Here is an 18,648-nt window from a genome sequence, read left to right as displayed (position 1 = left end):
CTACTCCAGCGGCATGACATGGTTCTCCTGCCCTGTGTCCACCACCCAGCGGATCTGGGCAGCCGGCGCGGCCCCGTCCCAGTGGTAGGCCAGGTACAGGTCCTGGACCTTCCATTCCCGGCCGGGTTCTCCGCCCAGGAACCGGTCCAGCACCTCCTCGAAGGAGTAGGACAGACGGATCCTGTCCTGGTCCGCCTTCCCCTCCTGCAGCAGCAGGCGCCGGTAGCTCTTCACGACCCCGTTGCGCACCGTCACTTCCATGGGGTATTCCATGCCCTCCCGGATCTGGAAGTCCGTCCCCAGCACCAGGGGGGTCCCTCCGAAACCGTAGCGGTAATAGAAGGTGACCTGTTGCTCCTGGATCTCGTAGTTCTCCAGATAATGCTCCTGCCGCTCCAGAAGGCCGTCCCTGTCCAGGAACCGGTTGGCCGCCAACAGGGCCGCCGAGACGCTGATGCCGCCACCGCCCTCCCCCACACCGAGGTTGGTGTACTGGAACACGCCGTTGGTCCCATAGGCCGTCTGCACCTGCTCGTCATAGAACTGGACCAGCCCGTCGCCGTCCAACCGCCGCTTGGTGTCCCGGTTCACGAAGAAGGGGTTCACAAAGCCCTCCACAGCCCCTACGTCCAGGGCGCCTTTGGCGTCCAGCAGCCGCTTCTCCAGCGGGAACCGCTCCCGGTAGAGGATGTTCTCCGTGGTGACCGGCAACAGCACGTCTCCGGAAAAATAGGGGATCCCCTCCTTCCGGCTGGAGATGTGTACCACATGCTCCCTGGCCCCTTCCCGCTCCATAGCCTGTCCCAGCCGGAGGTTGTCCTCCCGGACCTGGGCCTTGTCCACGGACAGGTGCAGGGCTTCCTCCTGTGCGTCGCTTAGGAAATAGATGTCCACCCGGTTGTCCTGCAGCTCCAGGGCGGGACACACCACCACCTGGTCGATCCCTGCCTTGGACAGGTTCACCGGGGCAGGCACTCCCAGCTCCCCGTACATCTGCTCCAGCAGCAGGGGAAAGGAGAGCTTGACGAAGATCCCCCGCTGGCTCCACACCTGTTCCAGGGGAACCTGGTCCAGGCCGCTCCCCTGGCGGAAACCCTCCCGGAGGATCCGCAGGCTGTCCGTGAAGATTTCCCTGGTCCCGCCGTCCCTGGCCAACACCGCGAACTCCCGGTTGCCGTCCGCGAAGTACAGGGCGATGTACTGGGGGGACACCAGGGACACCGCCTCCAGGCTGGCGGCGGCCCGGGGCAGGGAATCCTTTTCCTCCCCATCATAAAAAACGCTATGGCTTGACATCGTGTCAAACCATAACGTCCCTGTCTGGTACACGCCCAGCGTTATGAGCATTCCTAGAAACATTGTCTTCAGTAAAATCTTTCCCATGCAGAGCGCCCCATTTTAGAGATTCAGAAAGTTGATCTGCAGATTCTCCAGATAGTTTCTTGTGGCTTCCTCCCGCCTGGTGATCTCATACCAGCGGATCCAAGTGCCTTTTCCGTCCACAACCTTGACCGCCAGGAAATAGGTGCCCACCCGGTTGAAATCCAGGTAGTCCGTAAAGAACCCTGTTGCTCCCAAAGTCTTCATGGTCTGCGCCAGCACCCTGGTGTTGCCCATGAAATCCTTCGCGTACAACCGGTATCCCACGTTGACCCCCATGTCTCCCGAACCGGAAATGGTCCTTCCTGTGGCGAAGGTGGCGATCTTCTGCCTGTCCAGTCCCCTGGTCATGGTGAAGCCGCCGAATTGGTTGGCGGGAGCATCGGCCGGAAGGACATCCCTGCCGAACTCCATATTCTGGAAAAAATACTCTGTCCTAAGGTCTGAGGAAGCATATGCCGTGGTGCCCAACAGGAAGAACATTCCCAACACCATGATCATCATCAACATTTTACGCATCATGTGCCCACCTCTCTCAATTTATGTACCATAAGAGCATTATACCGCGCCAATGTTACAGTTTGATTACATCCTGATAACTATTGGTTAACAGATTACACCACCCGGGTCCGGGGGAAATACAGCCTAAAGCTGCTCCCCTCCCCCAGGACGCTTTCCACAACGATCCTGCCGCCGTGCATCTCCATGATTTCCTTGGCGATGGCAAGCCCCAGTCCGGTTCCTCCCATGGAACGGGACCGTGCCTTGTCCACCCGGTAGAACCGTTCGAAGACACGGGGCAGGTCCTCCTCCGGTATGCCGATGCCGTTGTCCTGGATCCGTACCACCACCCATTCCTTTTCCAGATGGAGTCCCAGGCGGATGGCCGTCCTTTCCGGGCTGTACTTCACCGCATTGGAGACGATGTTCTTCAAGACCTGCTCGATCCGGTTCATGTCCCCCAGGATTTCCGTGGGCCCGGGGGGCCTTTGGTATTCCAGGACCTGCAACTTCTTGGCCGCATGGATCCTGTACTTGTCAATGTTCTCCTGGATGAGCCGGTCCAGGTCCAGAACCCCCATGGAGAACCGCACGTTCCGGTTGTCCAGGCGGGACAGCTCCAGCAGGTCCTGTACCAGGGTGGTCATCCTGTCCCCCTCATGGTTGATGACCTCCAGGAATCGCTTGGCCGTCTCCGGATCCTCCAGGGCCCCGTCCAGCAGGGTCTCCGCATAGCTCTTGATGGTGGTCAGGGGGGTGCGGAGCTCATGGGACACGTTGGCCACGAACTCCTTCTGCAGCTCCTCCAGCTTCTTGTGGTCCGTGATGTCCTGGATCACGCAGATGATCCCCTTGAACTGGCTGTTCTTGTCCAGGTAGCGGGCGAAGGACAGGTTCAGGTAGGTCTCCCCGAGGCGCACCAGGTACTTCACCACGGCAGTTTCCTGGCCCGGTTTCTCCAGGATTTCCATGATGGAGGGATAATCCGTCCCCAGGTGGGCGCCGAGGATCTCCCGGAACCCGGCCGTCGGCTGCACCTGGAACATCTTCTCCGATGCCGGATTGCTGTGGGCCAGCCTGCCCTCCCTGTCGAACACCAGGATTCCGTCGGTCATGTGGTGGAACACCGTTTCCAGCTTGCTCTTCTCGCTGGAGACCTGCTCCAGCATCTCGTTCAGGGAGGAGGCCATGGTGTTGAAGGCCTTGGACAGGTCCCCGATTTCGTCGTCGGAATGGACGGCGATGGGGTTGTTCAGGTTACCCAGGGCCATCTCCCGGGCCTTGGAAGTCAGGGCTATGATGGGCTGGGTCAGGAAACTGGAGAACACGAAGCCAAGCACCACGGACACCGCCATGGCCAGCACCACGGACAGGAGGAGGACCATCAGGGTGTCCTGCAGCTTCTGCAGGGCCGCGGTGACGGGAGCCAGCACATAAATCACGTACACCACTTCCTCCCCAAGGAGGATGGGCTGTGCGTATCCCCTGTACTGGGTGGATTCCCCCCTCAATTGGACTTCGTCCATGGCTTCCAGGCTCCGGTTCACCCCTGCGGCCATGACCTGGGGCGTGTAGAACCGGTACTCCTGGGGGTTTTCCAGGAAAGGGTACAGGATGTTCCCCTCCGGATCCAGCAGATACACCTTTTTTGTGGAGTAGTAGTCCGCCGCGTTCTGGATCACCGCCTGGATGTCCTGCTTGACCTCCTCCACCGGCTTGTCCGTATCGATCCAGATGCTGATGTTGGCCACGGAGCTCCTGAGCTCCTCTTCGATGGCCTGCTTTTCATTGCTGCTGGTGAGCCAGACGATCAGGCTGCCGCTGGCGATCATGACGATCACCACCAGCAGCACATAGATCATGACCAGCCTCCAGCGTATGCTCTTCGACATCGTTCGCCTCCCTAGAAAGCCCCTGGGCGGTCAACCCTTTTTGGACTTGAAGTAGTATCCCACACCCCGCTTGGTCTGGATGTATTCCGGAGAGGAGGCGTCGTCCTCCACCTTTTCCCGCAGACGCCGGACGGTCACGTCCACCGTGCGCACATCCCCGTAGTATTCGTAGCCCCAAACCTGTTCCAGGAGCTGCTCCCGGCTGAAGATCTGGTCCTTGCGCACCGCAAGGAACTTGAGCAGCTCGTATTCCCGCACGGTCAGCTCCAGGACCTCCTGGCGCTTGCGGACCTCGTAGCGATCCAGGTTCAGCTGCAGCTGTCCGAAATCCAGAAGGTCGACGTTCTCCTTCTTGTCCCTGTCCAGGCTGGTCCTGCGCAGGTTGGCCTTCACCCTGGCCACCAGCTCCCGCATGGAGAAGGGCTTGGTGATGTAGTCGTCGGCCCCGAACTCCAGTCCCAGGACCTTGTCCACCTCTTCCGCCTTGGCCGTCAGCATGATGATGGGAACGGCGGATTCCCCCCGGACCGTCTTGCAGAGCTGGAGCCCGTCCATCTTGGGCATCATGATGTCCAGCAGCAACAGGTCCGGCTGCAGGCTCCGGTAGTGGGAAAGCCCCTCCTCCCCGTCCTCCGCGGTGGAGACATCGAATCCCTCCCGCTCCAGGTTGTATTTCAGTATGTCCGTAATGGCCCTTTCATCGTCTACGACCAGAATCCGTTCCCTCATGGCTCATCCTCCTGCAAATGTATCTCTACTATAGCAAACTTCGCTTCCAGCGTAAAGCCGGAAATGCGGCAGGAAAACGCTCCACCCGGATGTCTTCCTGCCGCACTGCTGCTGTTCTCTATGGGCCCTTCCGGGACCGCCCCCTACTTGAGGTAGGTGGCTGGGTTCCTTGGGGCGTCGTTGATGCGCACCTCGAAGTGCACGTGGTTTCCTGTGCTGTTGCCTGTACTTCCGATCCGGGCGATGGTCTGGCCCTTCTTCACGGCCTGGCCCACTTTTGCGCTGATGGAGCTTGCATGGGCGTAGCGGGTGACCATTCCCTTGCCGTGGTCGATGTCTACGGTGTAGCCGTAGCCGCTCTTCCAGCCGGCGAACACGACCCTGCCCCCGTCGGCGGCCACGATCTTGGTTCCGTAGGGGGCCGCGAAGTCCATGCCCGTGTGGAATCCGCCGGAGCGGCTCCCGTAGGGGGAGGTCATGCGGAAGTTCACCGTGGGATACATCAGCCTTCCGCTGGGCTGCGTGGGAACAGGCTTGGAGCCTTCCACGACAATCCTTTCCTGGGGCTCTTCCAGCACGGTCTGCCGGAGGATCTCACGGCCGGTCTCCTGGCCGTTCACCCTGGTCACCAGGGCCTGCACCTCCATGGTGCCGTTCTTGCCTTCCTGCCGCACTTCCGATTTGCCCACATAGAGGCTGTTGTCCTTTTCCCGGACCGTGGTGAAAGGGATGGCCTGGGTGTATGTGATCTCGACTGCCGCCGATACGGAAAGTTCAGGTTGGGAGACTTGTACGACCACTTCGTCTCCAATCTGCAGTGTCTTCTCTTTTTGTTTCAACACCGGGTTCAATTCGTAAAGCTCGCTTAGTCCCATTCCGTTTGCAGACGCGATGGTGGATGCACTATCCCCAGGCTTCACCGTGTAGACTTCCGCTTCTGCGTTTTCTTGCGTGATCAGTTCCGTTGCCGTCTGGACGTCCTTGATTTCCGCCGGGTCCACGAAGGCCTTCACCACCATGATCCTGTCGGAGAATTCCACATCCACGGTTTTCTCTTTATTCCTGTTGCTTGTTTCCGGTTCGGAAGCCGCTCCGGCGGTGGCGAATACCCTGTCCTCGTCCAGCATGCTGATTTTCGGGCTCATGACCAAGGTGTTGTGCTGGTCCTTGTCCAAGGTGATGTCCACTTCCTTGTCTGTGATGTAATGGCTCTGCACTCCCTTGAGCACTTCCTTGATTTCCTCTTCGGAATGGAGTGCCACCGTGAATCCGTCACCGATTTTCATCACATACGCTTCCTGCTTCACCACGCCTAGTCCGGAATGATAGGCCTGGTACAGTTCCTCCGCCAAGGCATTGCCTTCCAGGATGGTCTTGGAGTCGCTGGTATGGACGCCCACCAAGGTCACGGACGGATTGATGTCGGGTGTATATCCCAGCGTCGCCACCAACGCAGAAACTGCCTTCTCCTTTGCCGCCTCCACCACAAACGCATCGGCGACGACCCCCACTTCTGTCTTGTTGTAGACCACCTTGTAGCTGTTGATGCTGTCCTTCGCCCAGACGGTGGAAAAAGGACTTCCCATCTGTTGGACCCCCGCCCCCATGGCAGGTGTATATTCCGCAACCGTCACGATTGTAAGCAACGCGCAAACGGATAGAACGATTTCCCTCTTGAATTTCAGGAACACGCCTTCTTTGAATTTAGGTACACCGTACATTTCTGTTGCCTCCGTTGAATTCGGTGCCTTCGATTCCGCACCTTAAAAATTAATACTTTTGTAATAATTCTTCATAATAATATCATAACTTTTTTTGCTTGTAAAGCTTTTTTCCTCTTTGGTGAAAAACCACCCACTTCCCCGCTATGTTTTGTGCATTTCGCCGAATGTGCTTTATGCACAAAAAGAGACGGAAACCCCTCGAGGTTTCCGTCTCTTTTTGTGCCTTCCGGCCGTTTCAGCCGTCATCTTCCACAACGAACCCTTCCAGGTCCGTTCCAGGTTCCATCTCCCGGATTTCCAACCGTTCCACCCGGGCGGACCTGGGGCCCTCCCGGATTTCTTCCATAAAAGAGGCAATTTCCCTTTCGGTTCCCTGTACCTCCATCTCCACCGTCCCGTCCCACCGGTTCCGGACCCAGCCGGTGATATGGTGGCGGGACGCCGTACGGAGGGTGAAATACCGGAACCCTACGGCCTGGACCATGCCATGGACCAGGATGTGCCGCCTGACCTTGCCGTTCGCTTCCATGGTACCACTCCCTTCCTGATCGTCAAGGGGATCCCGAATCATAAGGGGGCTGCGAAGGTGCCCACGGTCATGGACAGCCGGTACCGCTCCACCGCCAGGTTGTAGTCCAGGACCGCCTGGGACAGGGCCAGCCGGTCCCCCAGGACCATGAGCTGGGCCTGCTGGACTTCCAGGATGGTCCGGTAGCCCAAGTCATAGGAGATTTCCGCAGCCCTAAGGAGCTGCCTGCCCTTCTCCACCGCCGCCGTCTTGGTGTCGATGGCCGCCCGGAGGCGGACCATGTCCATTTGCCTGCTCCGCACGTCCATCTCCAGGTTGGTGAGGGTGTTCTTCTGGTAGGTCTGGGCCTGGAGCAGCCCCAGCTCCTGCTTCAGGTAGGTGGAGGAGTTGGAAGGATAGGTCATTTTGATCCGGTTGAACATCACTTCCTGCATCTGCAATCCAAAGGCCGCGGCCTTGGTCTCGTTCCTGTTTGACTGTGCCAGGGCCACCGCATCCTCCAAGGGCACATCGGAGAGGGGGACCACTTCCAGCCGGTCCGTCAGGACCAGGTTCTGGGCCAGCTCATAGCCCAGCAGGAGGTTCATTCCCATCCGGGCCTTGCGCAGGCCGTTCTCCGCAGCCCGCACATCGGCCTTGGCGTCTTCCACCGCCACCTCCGCCTGGGTCACGTCCATCCTGGTCACTTGCCCCAGGGCGAAGCGCTTCCGGGTGTTGGAGAGGATCCTTTCCTGCACCGCCAGGTTCTCCTCCTGGATCCGCAGTCCCTCCTCCGCATGGAGGACCTGGAAGTAGGTCTGGGTCAGGTCCAGCTCCAGGGCGTTGATTTCCGCTTCGTAATTCAAGGGTCCCTGGGTCCGGGCGAATTCCCTCTGCATCCGGACCAGGTTGGCGTCGAAGTCCGTAGGGGCCGAAGCCGACAGGATCCCCAGGGCCTTGTAGGCGTCAATCATGTCCTGCAGGTTGCGGATGGACTCCGTGTATCCCTTGGTCAGGGCTTCTGCGGACTGGAGTCCCAGGTCCGCCGCCTTGGCGCCGGCACCGTCCTCCAGCATCTTCTCCAGAGCCTCCTCCAGGGAGAGGTTGATCCATTCCCTGGGGATGGCTTCCAGGCGGATCCGCAGGGTGTCTTCCGGCTCGACGGCCGTCCAGTTCCCCCGGTCGTCCAGCTGTCCGATGGGGCTGTCCAGGGCGCCCGCCAGCAGCAGGGCGACCTGGCCCCGGGAGGCGTCTTCCCCTGTCACGTCCAGGTCCTCCAGGAGGCCCAGTTCATCGGCCTTCTCCAGGTAGTTCTCCGGCCACTCCCCTTCCAGGGCCCCTTCCACATAGCCCAGGGCCCGGAGGAGCATGGTGACCGCCTCCTCCAGGCGCACCGGCCGCAAGGGTCCGAAGGTGCCGTCCGGATAGCCGCCGATGACGCCCAGCCGGCTGGCGAGTTCCACATGACCCACGGCCCAGGCGGCCTGGTCCAGGTCTTCAAATCCGGTCTCCGTGAAGTTGGAGACGTCGGTGTATCCCAGAGCGGTGACCACCAGCTTGGCCATCTCCGCCCGGGTCACAAGGTTCTCCGGCCGGTAGGTGCCGTCCGGATAGCCGTCCACCACCCCCAGGGAGAGCAGGGTGTCTACCGCCTCCTGCTGGAGGGGGTCCTCCACATCCGCAGGGGCGGCATAGGCCGTGGCGTTTCCCAGCATGGCGGCCAGGACCACGGCAACAAGCAGTCTCTTCCTCATTTCAACAACCTCCTATGCCTTTTGCTTGAATTCCGTCAGGGCGTCCACCACCAGCTGGTGGTCGTCCAGGTGGTTGGGCAGCCCGGACACGCAGATGGATCCCACCACCCCGGTGCCCGTAAGCCGGATGGGGAAGCCGCCGCCCCCCGCCGCATAGGCGTTGGGGTCCAGCATCCGGTCCGCCACGGTGATCTCCTGGGACTCCAGCCAGTACTTGAACCGGAGGGAGGACATGGACATCAGGTCCACCGAATTCCGCTTTCTGGCCAGCCACAGCTCGCTGTCCATGAGGGAACCCTCCGTGAAATGCCGGAAGACCACCAGGCCGTTGATGGTGATTTCGATGGCGATGGGGTCGGGATGCCGCTTCGCCTTCTTCAGGACCAGAAGGCCCACCTCCAGTGCGTCCGCCCGGGAAAACCGGTCGAAGCCCAGCGCCTGCTCCTCTGCCGCCAAAGCTTCCATTTTTTCCTTTGCTTCCTTGATCATACATTGCCCGCCTTTCTGTGCCGTCCGTGGGTGTCTGTGTGTTTCCGCTTATTATCCATCATACCACAAAGCCCGGGGACTGTCATCCCGGACCCCAGGGCTTGGGGGGCGGTCTCCGTCAGAAATCGATGCGGATGTCCCGGATCTTCAGCTGGGGCATAGGGACAACCTGTTCTCCCCGTCCAATGCGATGGTGCTCGTCACTTCCCGCTTGTTGCAGATCTGGCAGAGTTTCTTCTCCATCCGTACGCAAACCCCTTTCGTTTCTTTCCATTTTACCATAGAATCCCTGGATGGGGATCCTTTCTGCAAATGCATTTTATATCCGTTAATTTGCAGTATATATTTGACATTTAGTCTTCCAGGTGCTATGTTTTATATTGAAGGGAATCGTCGAAACCGCAGTTGCCGAAAAACGGGGGTGTTGCCGTGGCCAAAAATTTAAGGATGAAATCGGCCCGTGCGGCCAAAGACCTGTCTCAAAAGGACCTGGCGGACCTGGTTGGCGTGACCCGCCAGACCATCGGGGCCATCGAAAGCGGGGACTACAACCCCACCATCCGGCTCTGCAGGACCATCTGCCAGGTGCTGGAAAAGACACTGGACGAGCTTTTCTGGGAGGTGGACGAAGAATGAAAACCAAGAAACAAGGTCTGGACGAGATGCAAAAGCAGAACCGGGACCGGATCGGAAACCAGACTTTCCTGCTCCTGGCCTACCTGCTGTTGCTGGACATGGGGCTTTATGGCTTCGGATTCCGCTGGCTGCCCTATCCGGTCAACACCATGGTCCTGTTCCTGCTGGCCTCGGGCAGCTATACCCTGCGCCTGATCCTCCATAATTCCTACGTGGGGCCCTCCAACGGCCGGGAGCGGCGGGGTGCGAAGACCGTTCTCCTGCTCCTGGCCGCCACCCTCCTGGGGGTGGCGCTGGGCATGGGAATCCCCCGGCTGCTACAGGAGGCTGGCACGCGCTCCCCCTCCGCAACGGACGGAGGGGGAGCGCAGATCCTGCTGGTCATGGCGCTGGTTTTCCTGGCCATCAGCGGCGTCACCGCCCTAATCCGGCATCGGCAGAACAAACGGGAGGAATGAGCAAAGGAAGGGAAGGGGACCGACGCACCCATCGATGGGTGCGTCGGTCCCCTTCCCTTCCTTTGCGATTCTTGAGCGGGGAATTCCCCCGGATCCAGATCCTAGTGTTCCCCGTAATGGGTTCTGCATGCCAGGATAATGACCTGCTCCTCCGTCATCCTATAGATCAAGCGATCTTTGTCATTGATCCTACGGCTCCAATAACCACTCAAATCACCCTTTAGCGCCTCTGGCTTCCCGATGCCAATATTCCCGTTCCGTTCAATGTCCTTGATCAATGTGTTTATTTTTTTCAACATTTTCCAATCTTCCTGTTGCCAGAACAGATAGTCTTCCCATCCCGCATCTGAAAAGACCTTAATCATCGTCATCGACCTCGATCAGTGCACGAGGCAGCCCTTCCCCCCGCTCCACCTGCTCTTTTGCCTGCAACAGCCGTTCATAGTTTTTTCTGCTGCTTCGGACATACATGTTTTCCATAATATTGTTGTAGGACTCTTCGGACAACACGACCACGTTCCTGTTGTCTTTCCTGGTCACGACCAATGTCTCATAGTCATCGTTGACCTTGTCGAAATAATCCTTCAGATGCTCTCTGAGAGTGGTATAGTTGACAGCCAGCATTCCCAGCACCTCCTTAAGTACAGTATCCTGTACATTCATTATACGGTTGCTTCAGGGTCATGTCAAGCAAGTCTAGCTGTTCTTCCAGTAGTGGAGGAAAAAGCCCACGAACAGTCCCATCATGGCTCCCAGCACCGCTCCGATGGCCAGGATCAGCATCTTGCCTGTGCCCACCGGGCTCTGGGGCAGGATTGGCGGGGAGGTGATCAGCAGGTTGTTGGCCAGCACGTCCAGCTTCCCGTTCAGGATTTCCCCTTCCTTGGGGGTGTCCAGAAGCTCCGTCAGCAACTGCTGCTCCTCCACCAGCTCCTGCTTCAGCAATTGCTTGTTTGCCTGCTCCTCCCTAAGCTTGACAAGTGCGGTCTGGACCTCCAAGGCTTGGGCCTGGACCAGGAAGTAGTTCTCGTTGGCGAACTCTTCCACCATCCTGTCGTCGGAAAGGGAAGCCAGGTCCAGGTTGAACCGGTTGGCCACTTGGGCGGCGGTCACCGGGTCGGAGACCAGCAGCCTCTGGAGGGTGTACACGGGCTCGACGGATTCCAGAACCTCCGTGAGGCCCACCAGGATCTTCTCCTGGACCCGGATCTCATTCTCCAGCCGGGCGGTTTCTGTCTCCATCTCCGAGGAGAAGGTCCGGACCGCATTGGTCTTGAAGGCGATCCGCAGGTTCTGGATGAATGCGTCCACCAGGTCCTTGTTCAAGGTGTAGGCGGTTTCCGGGTCTTCATGGCTGACCTTGATGGCAAACTGGTTGGAATCCTTCACCAGGTCCACCTGGACCATCCGGTTGAACTGTTCCTCCGTCATTCCCAGCTGGTGCTTTCCGATCAGCCTGCGGGCCACATCCGTGCTGTAGATGTAGTTGGTGTAATCCCCGATGTTCTCGGAGGGAAAGGTGTAGCTCCCGTAGCGGGTCACAATCTCCTTGGGAGCCTTCATGATCAGCCCCGTGGAGGATTCATAGCTGGGCGAATTGAACGCAAACGCATAAACGGCGGCCAGGGCGAACACCAGCGCGGCCACAGCCACCACGACCTTCCTCTGTCCCCACACCGCCAGTATCAATTCCTTGATGCTGATCTCGTCATACTCGTGTTCGTGCTGCTGTACCGGTTCACTCATTTCCTGTCGCCTCCTCTTTTATCATACGAAAACAAATTATACCACAAACCCGAAAAAAAAGGAATGCGCACTTGGGGTCTGTCCCCAAGTGCGCATTGTTACCTGAATGCCAGCGGAAAGATGACAATGACGAATGCCGCCCAGACCAGCAGATTCACCCCCAAGACAGCGATCCTGTTGGGCGTGAACCCATAGGAGGAGAGCCGGAACACAATGGCAGGCAAGGAGGATCAGTGCCAGGTTGACCTAGTCGGAAAGCTTCCTTTTATCCCCGTCTGCGCTTTCGGTTATGGAGAAGATGATGACGGCCAAGACACCCAGGATGCGCACTTGGGGTCTGTCCCCAAGTGCGCATTAGGCACCCGGCGACATCATGGACCTTACGCTCTTGAGCAGCTCTCTGGCGGTGTTGTAGCCCATCTGGTTCTGGCGCAGGTTCAATGCACCGATTTCGATGATGGAGGTTGGAACCAGCTGGCCGGGTTTGACTGGGATGTTGATGACCGGCAATTCCACACCCATCAGGGTTTCCGTCTCGATCACCTCACCAATGCCCTTGTAGTTCTTTTCATCGTCCCATTTGTGCAGGCCGATGATCATGTCGATGGTGGCCGACTGGCGGACGGCGCTTTTTCCAAAGAGGGAGTTCACGTTCACAATCCCCACCCCCCGGCATTCAATCAGGTTCTTGGTGAGTTGCTGGGGCTCGCCAACCAGCAGGTGGGAGCTGAGCTTCTTCACGATGACCACATCGTCGGCAACGAACAGGTGTCCGCGGCGGATGAGCTCGATGGCGGTGACGCTCTTTCCGATGCCGCTGTCGCCTTTGATCAGGACACCGATGCCGAACAGGTCCAGGAGCACGCCGTGGATCGTGATGGAAGGCGCCAGCTGGTTCTGGAGGTAGAGGGCCTGGTCAATGAGATAATCGGAGGTTTCCCTTTCCGTGGACAATATCCATTTCCTGGATTTCCTGGCGTAGTCGATGACCTCATCGGACAGGGTCAAGTCGTTGGTCAGGATTATGCCGGGAATCTCCTTGTCCAGGAGGGTGACCATGGCACGCTGGTATTCATCCGGGGAAAAGGTTTCCAGCAGGGCATGCTCGGCTTTGCCGATGATTTGGACCCTCCTTTCATCGAAATGGCCATAGAATCCACCAAGATTCATGCCGCAACGGTTCACGTTGGCGATGACGACCTCCATGTCTTCCGGTCCTTCCGACAAGACTTTCAGCTTGAAGGCATCAATGATCTGTTTCAGTTTCATAAGGTATCCTCTCCTTCCGGTGTCATGCAGGTATCTTCCCCATTATATACCATATGGTCCCTCTTGGGGAGTGGGCCTCCGCCTTTTGTCAAGAATTTCCAGTTGACAGCAGTCCGATTCTGGGGGATGCTTATGGCAAGGGAAACTAGTGCGAACATACCAAAGGAGGTTGCATCATGCGTTTGGAAGAATCCTACAACCGATTGCTGGAAAGTTCCTTGGACCGGCTAGGAAAGGTGCGCGGCGTGCGCCACGCCTTCCTGGCTGCGGAAAGCCGCGACGGGACTTTCCAGTGGGCGGGCGCCAAGGGCGCCGCAAACCCCGACGGGACCCTTGTAGAGGTCGGAACGCCGTTCTGGATCGCCAGTGTGACCAAGCTTTACATCGCCTCCGCCATCCTCCGGCTACAGGAATCCGGCCAGCTTTCCGTCGACGACCTGGTGGTCCGCCACCTCCCGGCGGACCTGATGAAGGGGGTCCATGTGGTGGATGGGACGGATTTCCATGACCGGCTGACCATCCGGCATCTGCTCACCCACGCTTCCGGGATACCCGACTACCTGGAACTAAAGCTCGAAGGCGGGGAGACCTGGATCGACCGGGTGCTTGCCGGCAAAGACAGGTCTTGGTCGGTGGGGGACATCCTGCAGGCGGTCGCCAGGGCGAACAAGCCCCTGTTCGCTCCCCAGGACCTGCGCCGTGGAAAGTACCGGATCCGGTACTCCGACACCAATTACCAGATTCTCATCGCCATCCTGGAGTCGGTGACGAAGAAACCCGTGGAGGACGTCTATGCGGATTTGATTTTCAGGCCCCTGGGATTGGCCGAAACCTTCCTTCCCGGCGGCAAGTCTCCACTACAACCCGGAACGGCCATGGCGACCACCTGGGTGCAGGACATCCCCTTCGACGACAAACCCCTGGCCATGCGCTCTTTCGGGGACCTGTACAGCACCCTGAAGGACCAGATTGCGTTCCTCCGGGGACTGCTGGAAGGGAAACTGTTCGAAAATCCCGAAACTTTGGGGCTGATGCGGGGCGGGTGGCAGACCTTCGCTTTCGGCTTCAGCCCCTTGGCGCCCGGCTGGCCCATCCAGTATGGGATGGGCATGATGCGTTTCGAGACGCCCCGCTTCCTTTCCCCGTTGGGTGCGCCGCCCGCCCTGGTGGGGCATACCGGGGCGGTCGGCTCCTGGCTCTTCCATTGCCCGGAAACGGACATGCTCTTTGCGGGCACCGTCAGCCAGGCAACCGCGGCAGCGGCGCCTTTCCGGATTGTGCCTCCCCTGGCCGGACGGCTGGGAACCGGTCTGCGGAAGGGGAATTGAAATGTCTATAGCTCCATCTTCAACAGTTTCTGTTGCCGGAAGGCAACGTATTCTTCCGCCAGGTCTTGAAGCTTTTGTTTGGACGCGGACGCATCGTCCCACAAGGTCATCTTGATTTCTATGCCCGCGCCCTTCCTTTTGCCCGCCCAAATGCCGATGATTTCACCCCGCTGCAGGATGACGCCCGGATTGGCTGCCGTTTGCCAAACCTTTTTTTGAAGCGCCTTGTCGTCCAGCAGGATGTGCCGGTCACGCTGGTCAAGGTAGGGGTCATGGCCGCCGAGGAGGAGCAGTTCCCTTTGCACGGAAGGCGGAGAACGCAGCAAGTCCTTGTCTGCAGATAATACAAAGGCTTTCTTCCCGCCGCATGTCTCGACCGGTTCCATTTCATCGGAAACGGATTCCCACATGCGCCGCGCTTGCTTTACCGAACAGCCCAGCCAGCTTGCGAACGCATCGGCGGTAGCGGGGCCATAACAGTGCAGGAATTTCCGGACCAGCTTCCCTGCCGCATCCTCACCGGGATCAAGCGGATGCCCCAGCCAGCCCTTGTAGGAGGTGAAGGCAGGGCTGGCACCTGCGCGCTCCCCGAACACCACCAACCCCAAGAAGGCGCATGGCCGCAGCAGGAAGGACACCACCGCTCCACCAACCGTCTGGCGGTCAGGTGTCCCATACAGGGAGGGGCTGTTCCACAGATCCCGTTTTTCCATGGGCAGGAGCGGCAACATCCATTCCGCCATTGTCCGGTCAAGGCCGCTTTTGCTTTCTATGGTTCTGTCATCCAAGAGCGGCATGACTTGTTTCAGTTTGTCCAGCAGTTCGCCAAAAGGCATCTGCAAGAAGTCTAGCGCCCCCGCAATTCCCTGGGTGTAGATCCAGTCTTCGCCGTCCCTTGGAACGAGTGCGGTCAGAAATGCATCGCTTTCTCCCACAGGGAACACCACAGGCGCGCCACGAAAGCTCCACGCCTGCAAGAGCGATTTTTCCGGAAAAAGGAGCGCCTTCATGTCCGAAAGGCTGCAGTCGGAAACACGGTTGAACAGCGAGGTTTCCCACGCGCCGGGGGGCGTGTTCTGCATCCCGCAGGCACCTGCGATTTCAGGGATGCACCCCTTTTTGCGCCGCACATCCAGATGATGCGCATGCAGGCGGAACAGCCTGATATTCTGAACCTTCATCTCTGTCATGGATCCCCTCTCCTATCCTTGATTTGTGAAACGCGAACCGATAAGCATGATGACCAGCGCAATCCAGAAGCTCGGCCCCGGGATTTCATGCAACACCGCAATCGACAAGGCGACACCAAGGAACGGAGCGAACGCGTAATATGCGCTGGTTTTGGATGCGCCAAGGTGCCTTTGTGCTTTGACATAAAAATATACGCTCAATCCATATGCCGCAAACCCCAGCGACAACGCAATCCCCAGAATTCCTGGTTCCGGTAAAGTTTCGCCAAGAGACAAGCCGATGCCCAAGGCCCCCAAGCCGGAGCCGAGGCCCTTGATGATCACAATCTGCTTTGTGTCCTTGCTGGAAATCATGCGTGTACAGTTGTTTTCCAGGCCCCAACAGACACATGCAAGCAAGATAGATATGGATCCCATGGAAAAGGACAGGCTGCCTTCATCATGGATGCTCAAGAGCAGGGTCGCGAGGGTAACAAGCGCAATTCCCAAGCCAAGTTTCTTTGAGACATGCTCCTTGAATGCAAGACTTGCAATCAAGGTTGTTGCCACAATTTCAAAATTGTTCAACAAGGATACGTTTGCGGCCGCGGTGGTCCGCAATCCGACCAGCAGGAGGATCGGAGCCAGAATGTCCAGCAGGACCATTGCGACAACATACTTCAGCTCCGCTCGGCCCAAAGGGACTTCCGAGGAAATGAATTTGGCCTTTTTTTGGATGCCGGATAAGATTAACATGCCAATGCCGGCACCCAAATACAACAGGCCGGCAAGGATTGTTTCCGCCATACCGGCCAAAAGGATTTTGGAGACCGGTGCGCTCAGCGCGTAAAAGGCCGCAGCTGCAATCGCATACATGATGGCCGCGTTTCGTTTGTCTGATGATCCACTTGCCGAAGCATGCCCGTTGTCGCTACGCATAATCCCTCCTTCTCCCCTAGGTGATAAGGCAACATTATCATATCCTGCGGCAGAGTTCAACATGTACGTCAGCAACGGTTTTTTTCTTGACTTATTGCCGCAGGTCTTGCGGTCCGGATGGCAACCATATTATAATGGAGTCCATCCATCTTGCCCGTACAGCGGGCGACCACCCTTGCAAGGAGGCAACCATGGCCATAATGACCGCGCTTGACGCATTGGTCGGCTTATACGACAGAATCGACGACGCCATCCGGACACACTATGCAGCAACTCCCAATGCCCGCCGCAAAATGCGTTGTGCCAAGGGCTGCTCTTCCTGTTGCTCCCAATTTTTCGAAATATCCGAACTGGAGTACATGGGCATCATGCGGCATTTGGAAAGAACCTGCAGCAACGATGCCTTGGCCCGTCTAATCCTGCATGCAAGACAGGCAGTCGGGATGTTGAAGGAACAGTTCCCTGGTTTTTATCAGGCCTATTTCCAGGAAGACGACGGGCAGGATTTCGATTCCGAGAGCTATTTCAACGATGATGCCCGTTATGAGATCCATATCCCCTGCCTGTTTCTCTCCGCACAGGGCAGCTGCACCATTTACCCCGTTCGTCCCTTGATTTGCCGCACCACGGGGAGCTCGTTCACCGATACCTGGGACCAGGGCGCCGTTTGTTCCGAAATGCGCTCTGCCGCCTCGGCCAGACGTTGGCAAGCGGATCTCCAGTCCTTCCAGAAGGAAATCCTTTCCGTCAGTGAAATCACCCCCGATCCCTCTGCCCTTCCATCCCAAGAGGTGGTCGAGTTGCGGCAGTATCCGCTGTTTTATTACCTCTACGACTATTTTGTCCAGCGGGACGGGTTTGACGACCCCTGGTACCAGGCCTATTCCACCTTGGACCGGGATGGACTGATGGCGCGGCTTCGGACGCTCCTATGACATGGCCTTGGGCATCAGCCTTATTGTGATTTCACTGGTGGTTTTGATTTATGGAGTGATGGGAAAACGCCAGTCGATAGCCGCCAACTCAAATTTCACACCAGTTCACTTAGTACCGGTTTTTATATCACTTTTTCCCGCATGGAAAATACCGAAAACCCTCTGATTGCAAGGGTTCTCGGTATTTTTATCTTGCCATTTTCTTTGAAACTCGGATTTCCATCCATCCCCGTACAATGCGCCCTCAACACGATACCTCCAGGAAAATCGGGTACTCTCTCCTTGCTTCTCTCCGGCATGACAAAGGACCAGCCAATCGACTGGTCCTTCCTGAAGCGTAAGCCTTGTCAAGCGTTGCCCGCCGATTTAATAATAATTGAGGGGGCCTGGCCCCTGCCGAGCCGGGCGAGGTTGCTCTACCTAATCTCAATATGCACTTCTTTTCCCAATCCCCTAGCAACTTTTACTATGAAATCCAAGGTTGGGTTCTGTGAACCGCTTTCAAACCTTGAAATATTGGATTTCTGAGTTCCTACACGCATTGCCAGTTCTTCCTGGGTAATATTCATCTCGCTTCTTGCTTCAATTATTTGAGAAATCACCTCATATCGAGGCTTCAACTTTTCATACTCGATTTGGAACTCTTTGTCCTTCATCAAGTTTTCTTTAATCATCTCAAACTTAACACCAGCCTTAGCCATCATTACACCTTCTTTCATAATCTTCCATGTATCGCTTAGCTTTGTCCAGCTCCCTTACAGGCGTCTTTTGTGTCTTTTTGGTAAAACCATGCAAAAGCACGTATGTATTGTCTCGATAGCCAAAATAAAAGATTCTGCTGATATCCGTAGAAAACTTGATTCGCAATTCGAATAAACCCTTATAGATCTTTCCCTTGACCGGCTTAACGTAAGGCTCTCTTAGGTTGGGACCGTGGGTTTCCAATAATTCGATTTCACTGAATACCTTTGCTCTCATTTTGGGATTTAAAGATAGAAGAAATTCCTGTACTGGGATACTCCCATTTTCTTTAGCATAGAATTCTACATCGTATCCCAAGCGTTCACCTCCACACATAGTGCCTTCTTTATGATTATATGTTATCACATACGATAATATGTTTCAATGGGAAGATTTTTTTATTTTCCACCTGCCAGCCTGTTCTCCGGCATGACAAAGGACCAGCCAATC

Annotated in this window: 20 protein-coding genes; 4 read left to right on the top strand and 16 right to left on the bottom strand. The window is 57.2% G+C overall.

From position 1 onward, the window contains the following. The 8 genes from GXN74_RS01490 to GXN74_RS01455 form a co-directional block, all read right to left on the bottom strand. Window positions 1-1,383 carry a hypothetical protein gene (locus GXN74_RS01490; RefSeq protein WP_162369147.1) on the bottom strand — a complete coding sequence of 461 codons (1,383 nt, stop codon included), beginning with the start codon at window positions 1,381-1,383 and terminating at the stop codon, window positions 1-3. A gap of 15 nt (window positions 1,384-1,398) precedes the next feature. After that, window positions 1,399-1,902, bottom strand: coding sequence for a hypothetical protein (locus tag GXN74_RS01485; protein ID WP_162369146.1), 504 nt, complete (start codon window positions 1,900-1,902; stop codon window positions 1,399-1,401). Between the two features lie 92 nt (window positions 1,903-1,994). Beyond that, window positions 1,995-3,773, bottom strand: a complete 1,779-nt coding sequence (locus tag GXN74_RS01480) for an ATP-binding protein (RefSeq protein ID WP_162369145.1) — start codon at window positions 3,771-3,773, stop codon at window positions 1,995-1,997. 30 nt (window positions 3,774-3,803) lie between these two features. After that, window positions 3,804-4,502, bottom strand: coding sequence for a response regulator (locus GXN74_RS01475; protein ID WP_162369144.1), 699 nt, complete (start codon window positions 4,500-4,502; stop codon window positions 3,804-3,806). Between the two features lie 143 nt (window positions 4,503-4,645). Beyond that, window positions 4,646-6,223, bottom strand: coding sequence for a M23 family metallopeptidase (locus GXN74_RS01470; RefSeq protein WP_162369143.1), 1,578 nt, complete (start codon window positions 6,221-6,223; stop codon window positions 4,646-4,648). Between the two features lie 238 nt (window positions 6,224-6,461). Further along, on the bottom strand, window positions 6,462-6,755 hold the full coding sequence (locus GXN74_RS01465) for an acylphosphatase (RefSeq protein WP_162369142.1): 294 nt from the start codon (window positions 6,753-6,755) through the stop codon (window positions 6,462-6,464). A gap of 38 nt (window positions 6,756-6,793) precedes the next feature. Then, window positions 6,794-8,488, bottom strand: a complete 1,695-nt coding sequence (locus tag GXN74_RS01460) for an S-layer homology domain-containing protein (protein WP_162369141.1) — start codon at window positions 8,486-8,488, stop codon at window positions 6,794-6,796. Between the two features lie 12 nt (window positions 8,489-8,500). Further along, window positions 8,501-8,977, bottom strand: coding sequence for a heme-degrading domain-containing protein (locus tag GXN74_RS01455; protein ID WP_162369140.1), 477 nt, complete (start codon window positions 8,975-8,977; stop codon window positions 8,501-8,503). A gap of 447 nt (window positions 8,978-9,424) precedes the next feature. Between GXN74_RS01455 and GXN74_RS01450 the strand changes: the two genes are divergently transcribed. Together GXN74_RS01450 and GXN74_RS01445 are read left to right on the top strand one after the other, a co-directional pair. Beyond that, the gene (locus GXN74_RS01450) at window positions 9,425-9,613 is read left to right on the top strand and encodes a helix-turn-helix transcriptional regulator (protein ID WP_162369187.1); all 189 of its coding nucleotides are present in this window, start codon (window positions 9,425-9,427) and stop codon (window positions 9,611-9,613) included. Further along, complete coding sequence (locus tag GXN74_RS01445) at window positions 9,610-10,071, top strand: hypothetical protein (RefSeq protein ID WP_162369139.1); 462 nt, start codon at window positions 9,610-9,612, stop codon at window positions 10,069-10,071. The genes GXN74_RS01450 and GXN74_RS01445 overlap by 4 nt, the downstream gene beginning before the upstream one ends. A gap of 101 nt (window positions 10,072-10,172) precedes the next feature. Here GXN74_RS01445 and GXN74_RS01440 read toward each other — a convergent pair whose 3' ends face one another. The 4 genes from GXN74_RS01440 to hprK all read right to left on the bottom strand — a co-directional run bounded on the left by GXN74_RS01440 (window position 10,173) and on the right by hprK (window position 13,086). Continuing rightward, on the bottom strand, window positions 10,173-10,436 hold the full coding sequence (locus GXN74_RS01440) for a Txe/YoeB family addiction module toxin (protein ID WP_162369186.1): 264 nt from the start codon (window positions 10,434-10,436) through the stop codon (window positions 10,173-10,175). Further along, on the bottom strand, window positions 10,429-10,695 hold the full coding sequence (locus tag GXN74_RS01435) for a type II toxin-antitoxin system Phd/YefM family antitoxin (RefSeq protein ID WP_162369138.1): 267 nt from the start codon (window positions 10,693-10,695) through the stop codon (window positions 10,429-10,431). The genes GXN74_RS01440 and GXN74_RS01435 overlap by 8 nt, the downstream gene beginning before the upstream one ends. A 72-nt stretch (window positions 10,696-10,767) precedes the next feature. Continuing rightward, window positions 10,768-11,817 carry a Wzz/FepE/Etk N-terminal domain-containing protein gene (locus tag GXN74_RS01430; RefSeq protein ID WP_162369137.1) on the bottom strand — a complete coding sequence of 350 codons (1,050 nt, stop codon included), beginning with the start codon at window positions 11,815-11,817 and terminating at the stop codon, window positions 10,768-10,770. A gap of 354 nt (window positions 11,818-12,171) precedes the next feature. Beyond that, window positions 12,172-13,086 (bottom strand): HPr(Ser) kinase/phosphatase, encoded by a 915-nt coding sequence (gene hprK / locus GXN74_RS01425; RefSeq protein ID WP_162369136.1) that lies wholly within the window; start codon window positions 13,084-13,086, stop codon window positions 12,172-12,174. Window positions 13,087-13,262: 176 nt separating this feature from the next. Here hprK and GXN74_RS01420 point away from each other — a divergent pair, with 176 nt between their 5' ends. Next, window positions 13,263-14,414 (top strand): serine hydrolase domain-containing protein, encoded by a 1,152-nt coding sequence (locus GXN74_RS01420; protein ID WP_162369135.1) that lies wholly within the window; start codon window positions 13,263-13,265, stop codon window positions 14,412-14,414. Window positions 14,415-14,419: 5 nt separating this feature from the next. Here GXN74_RS01420 and GXN74_RS01415 read toward each other — a convergent pair whose 3' ends face one another. Together GXN74_RS01415 and GXN74_RS01410 are read right to left on the bottom strand one after the other, a co-directional pair. Further along, entirely contained in the window at window positions 14,420-15,604 is a 1,185-nt protein-coding gene (locus GXN74_RS01415) for a winged helix DNA-binding domain-containing protein (protein ID WP_162369134.1), read from the bottom strand. A gap of 12 nt (window positions 15,605-15,616) precedes the next feature. Beyond that, on the bottom strand, window positions 15,617-16,522 hold the full coding sequence (locus tag GXN74_RS01410; protein ID WP_212505673.1) for a DMT family transporter: 906 nt from the start codon (window positions 16,520-16,522) through the stop codon (window positions 15,617-15,619). Between the two features lie 191 nt (window positions 16,523-16,713). Here GXN74_RS01410 and GXN74_RS01405 point away from each other — a divergent pair, with 191 nt between their 5' ends. After that, window positions 16,714-17,457 (top strand): YkgJ family cysteine cluster protein, encoded by a 744-nt coding sequence (locus GXN74_RS01405; RefSeq protein ID WP_162369133.1) that lies wholly within the window; start codon window positions 16,714-16,716, stop codon window positions 17,455-17,457. Window positions 17,458-17,873: 416 nt separating this feature from the next. On the opposite strand, the gene GXN74_RS01400 is transcribed toward GXN74_RS01405, so the two are convergent. Beyond that, the gene (locus GXN74_RS01400; protein WP_343032780.1) at window positions 17,874-18,176 is read right to left on the bottom strand and encodes a helix-turn-helix domain-containing protein; all 303 of its coding nucleotides are present in this window, start codon (window positions 18,174-18,176) and stop codon (window positions 17,874-17,876) included. Then, entirely contained in the window at window positions 18,151-18,516 is a 366-nt protein-coding gene (locus GXN74_RS01395; RefSeq protein ID WP_162369132.1) for a type II toxin-antitoxin system RelE/ParE family toxin, read from the bottom strand. Before GXN74_RS01395 ends, GXN74_RS01400 begins: the two co-directional genes overlap by 26 nt. Window positions 18,517-18,648: the final 132 nt, after the last annotated feature.

Source organism: Anaerotalea alkaliphila (assembly GCF_010179735.1).
GTDB lineage: Bacteria > Bacillota > Clostridia > Lachnospirales > Vallitaleaceae > Anaerotalea > Anaerotalea alkaliphila.
The sequence above is the reverse complement of the archived record's forward strand: the minus strand, read 5'-3'. Positions and strand labels throughout refer to the sequence as shown.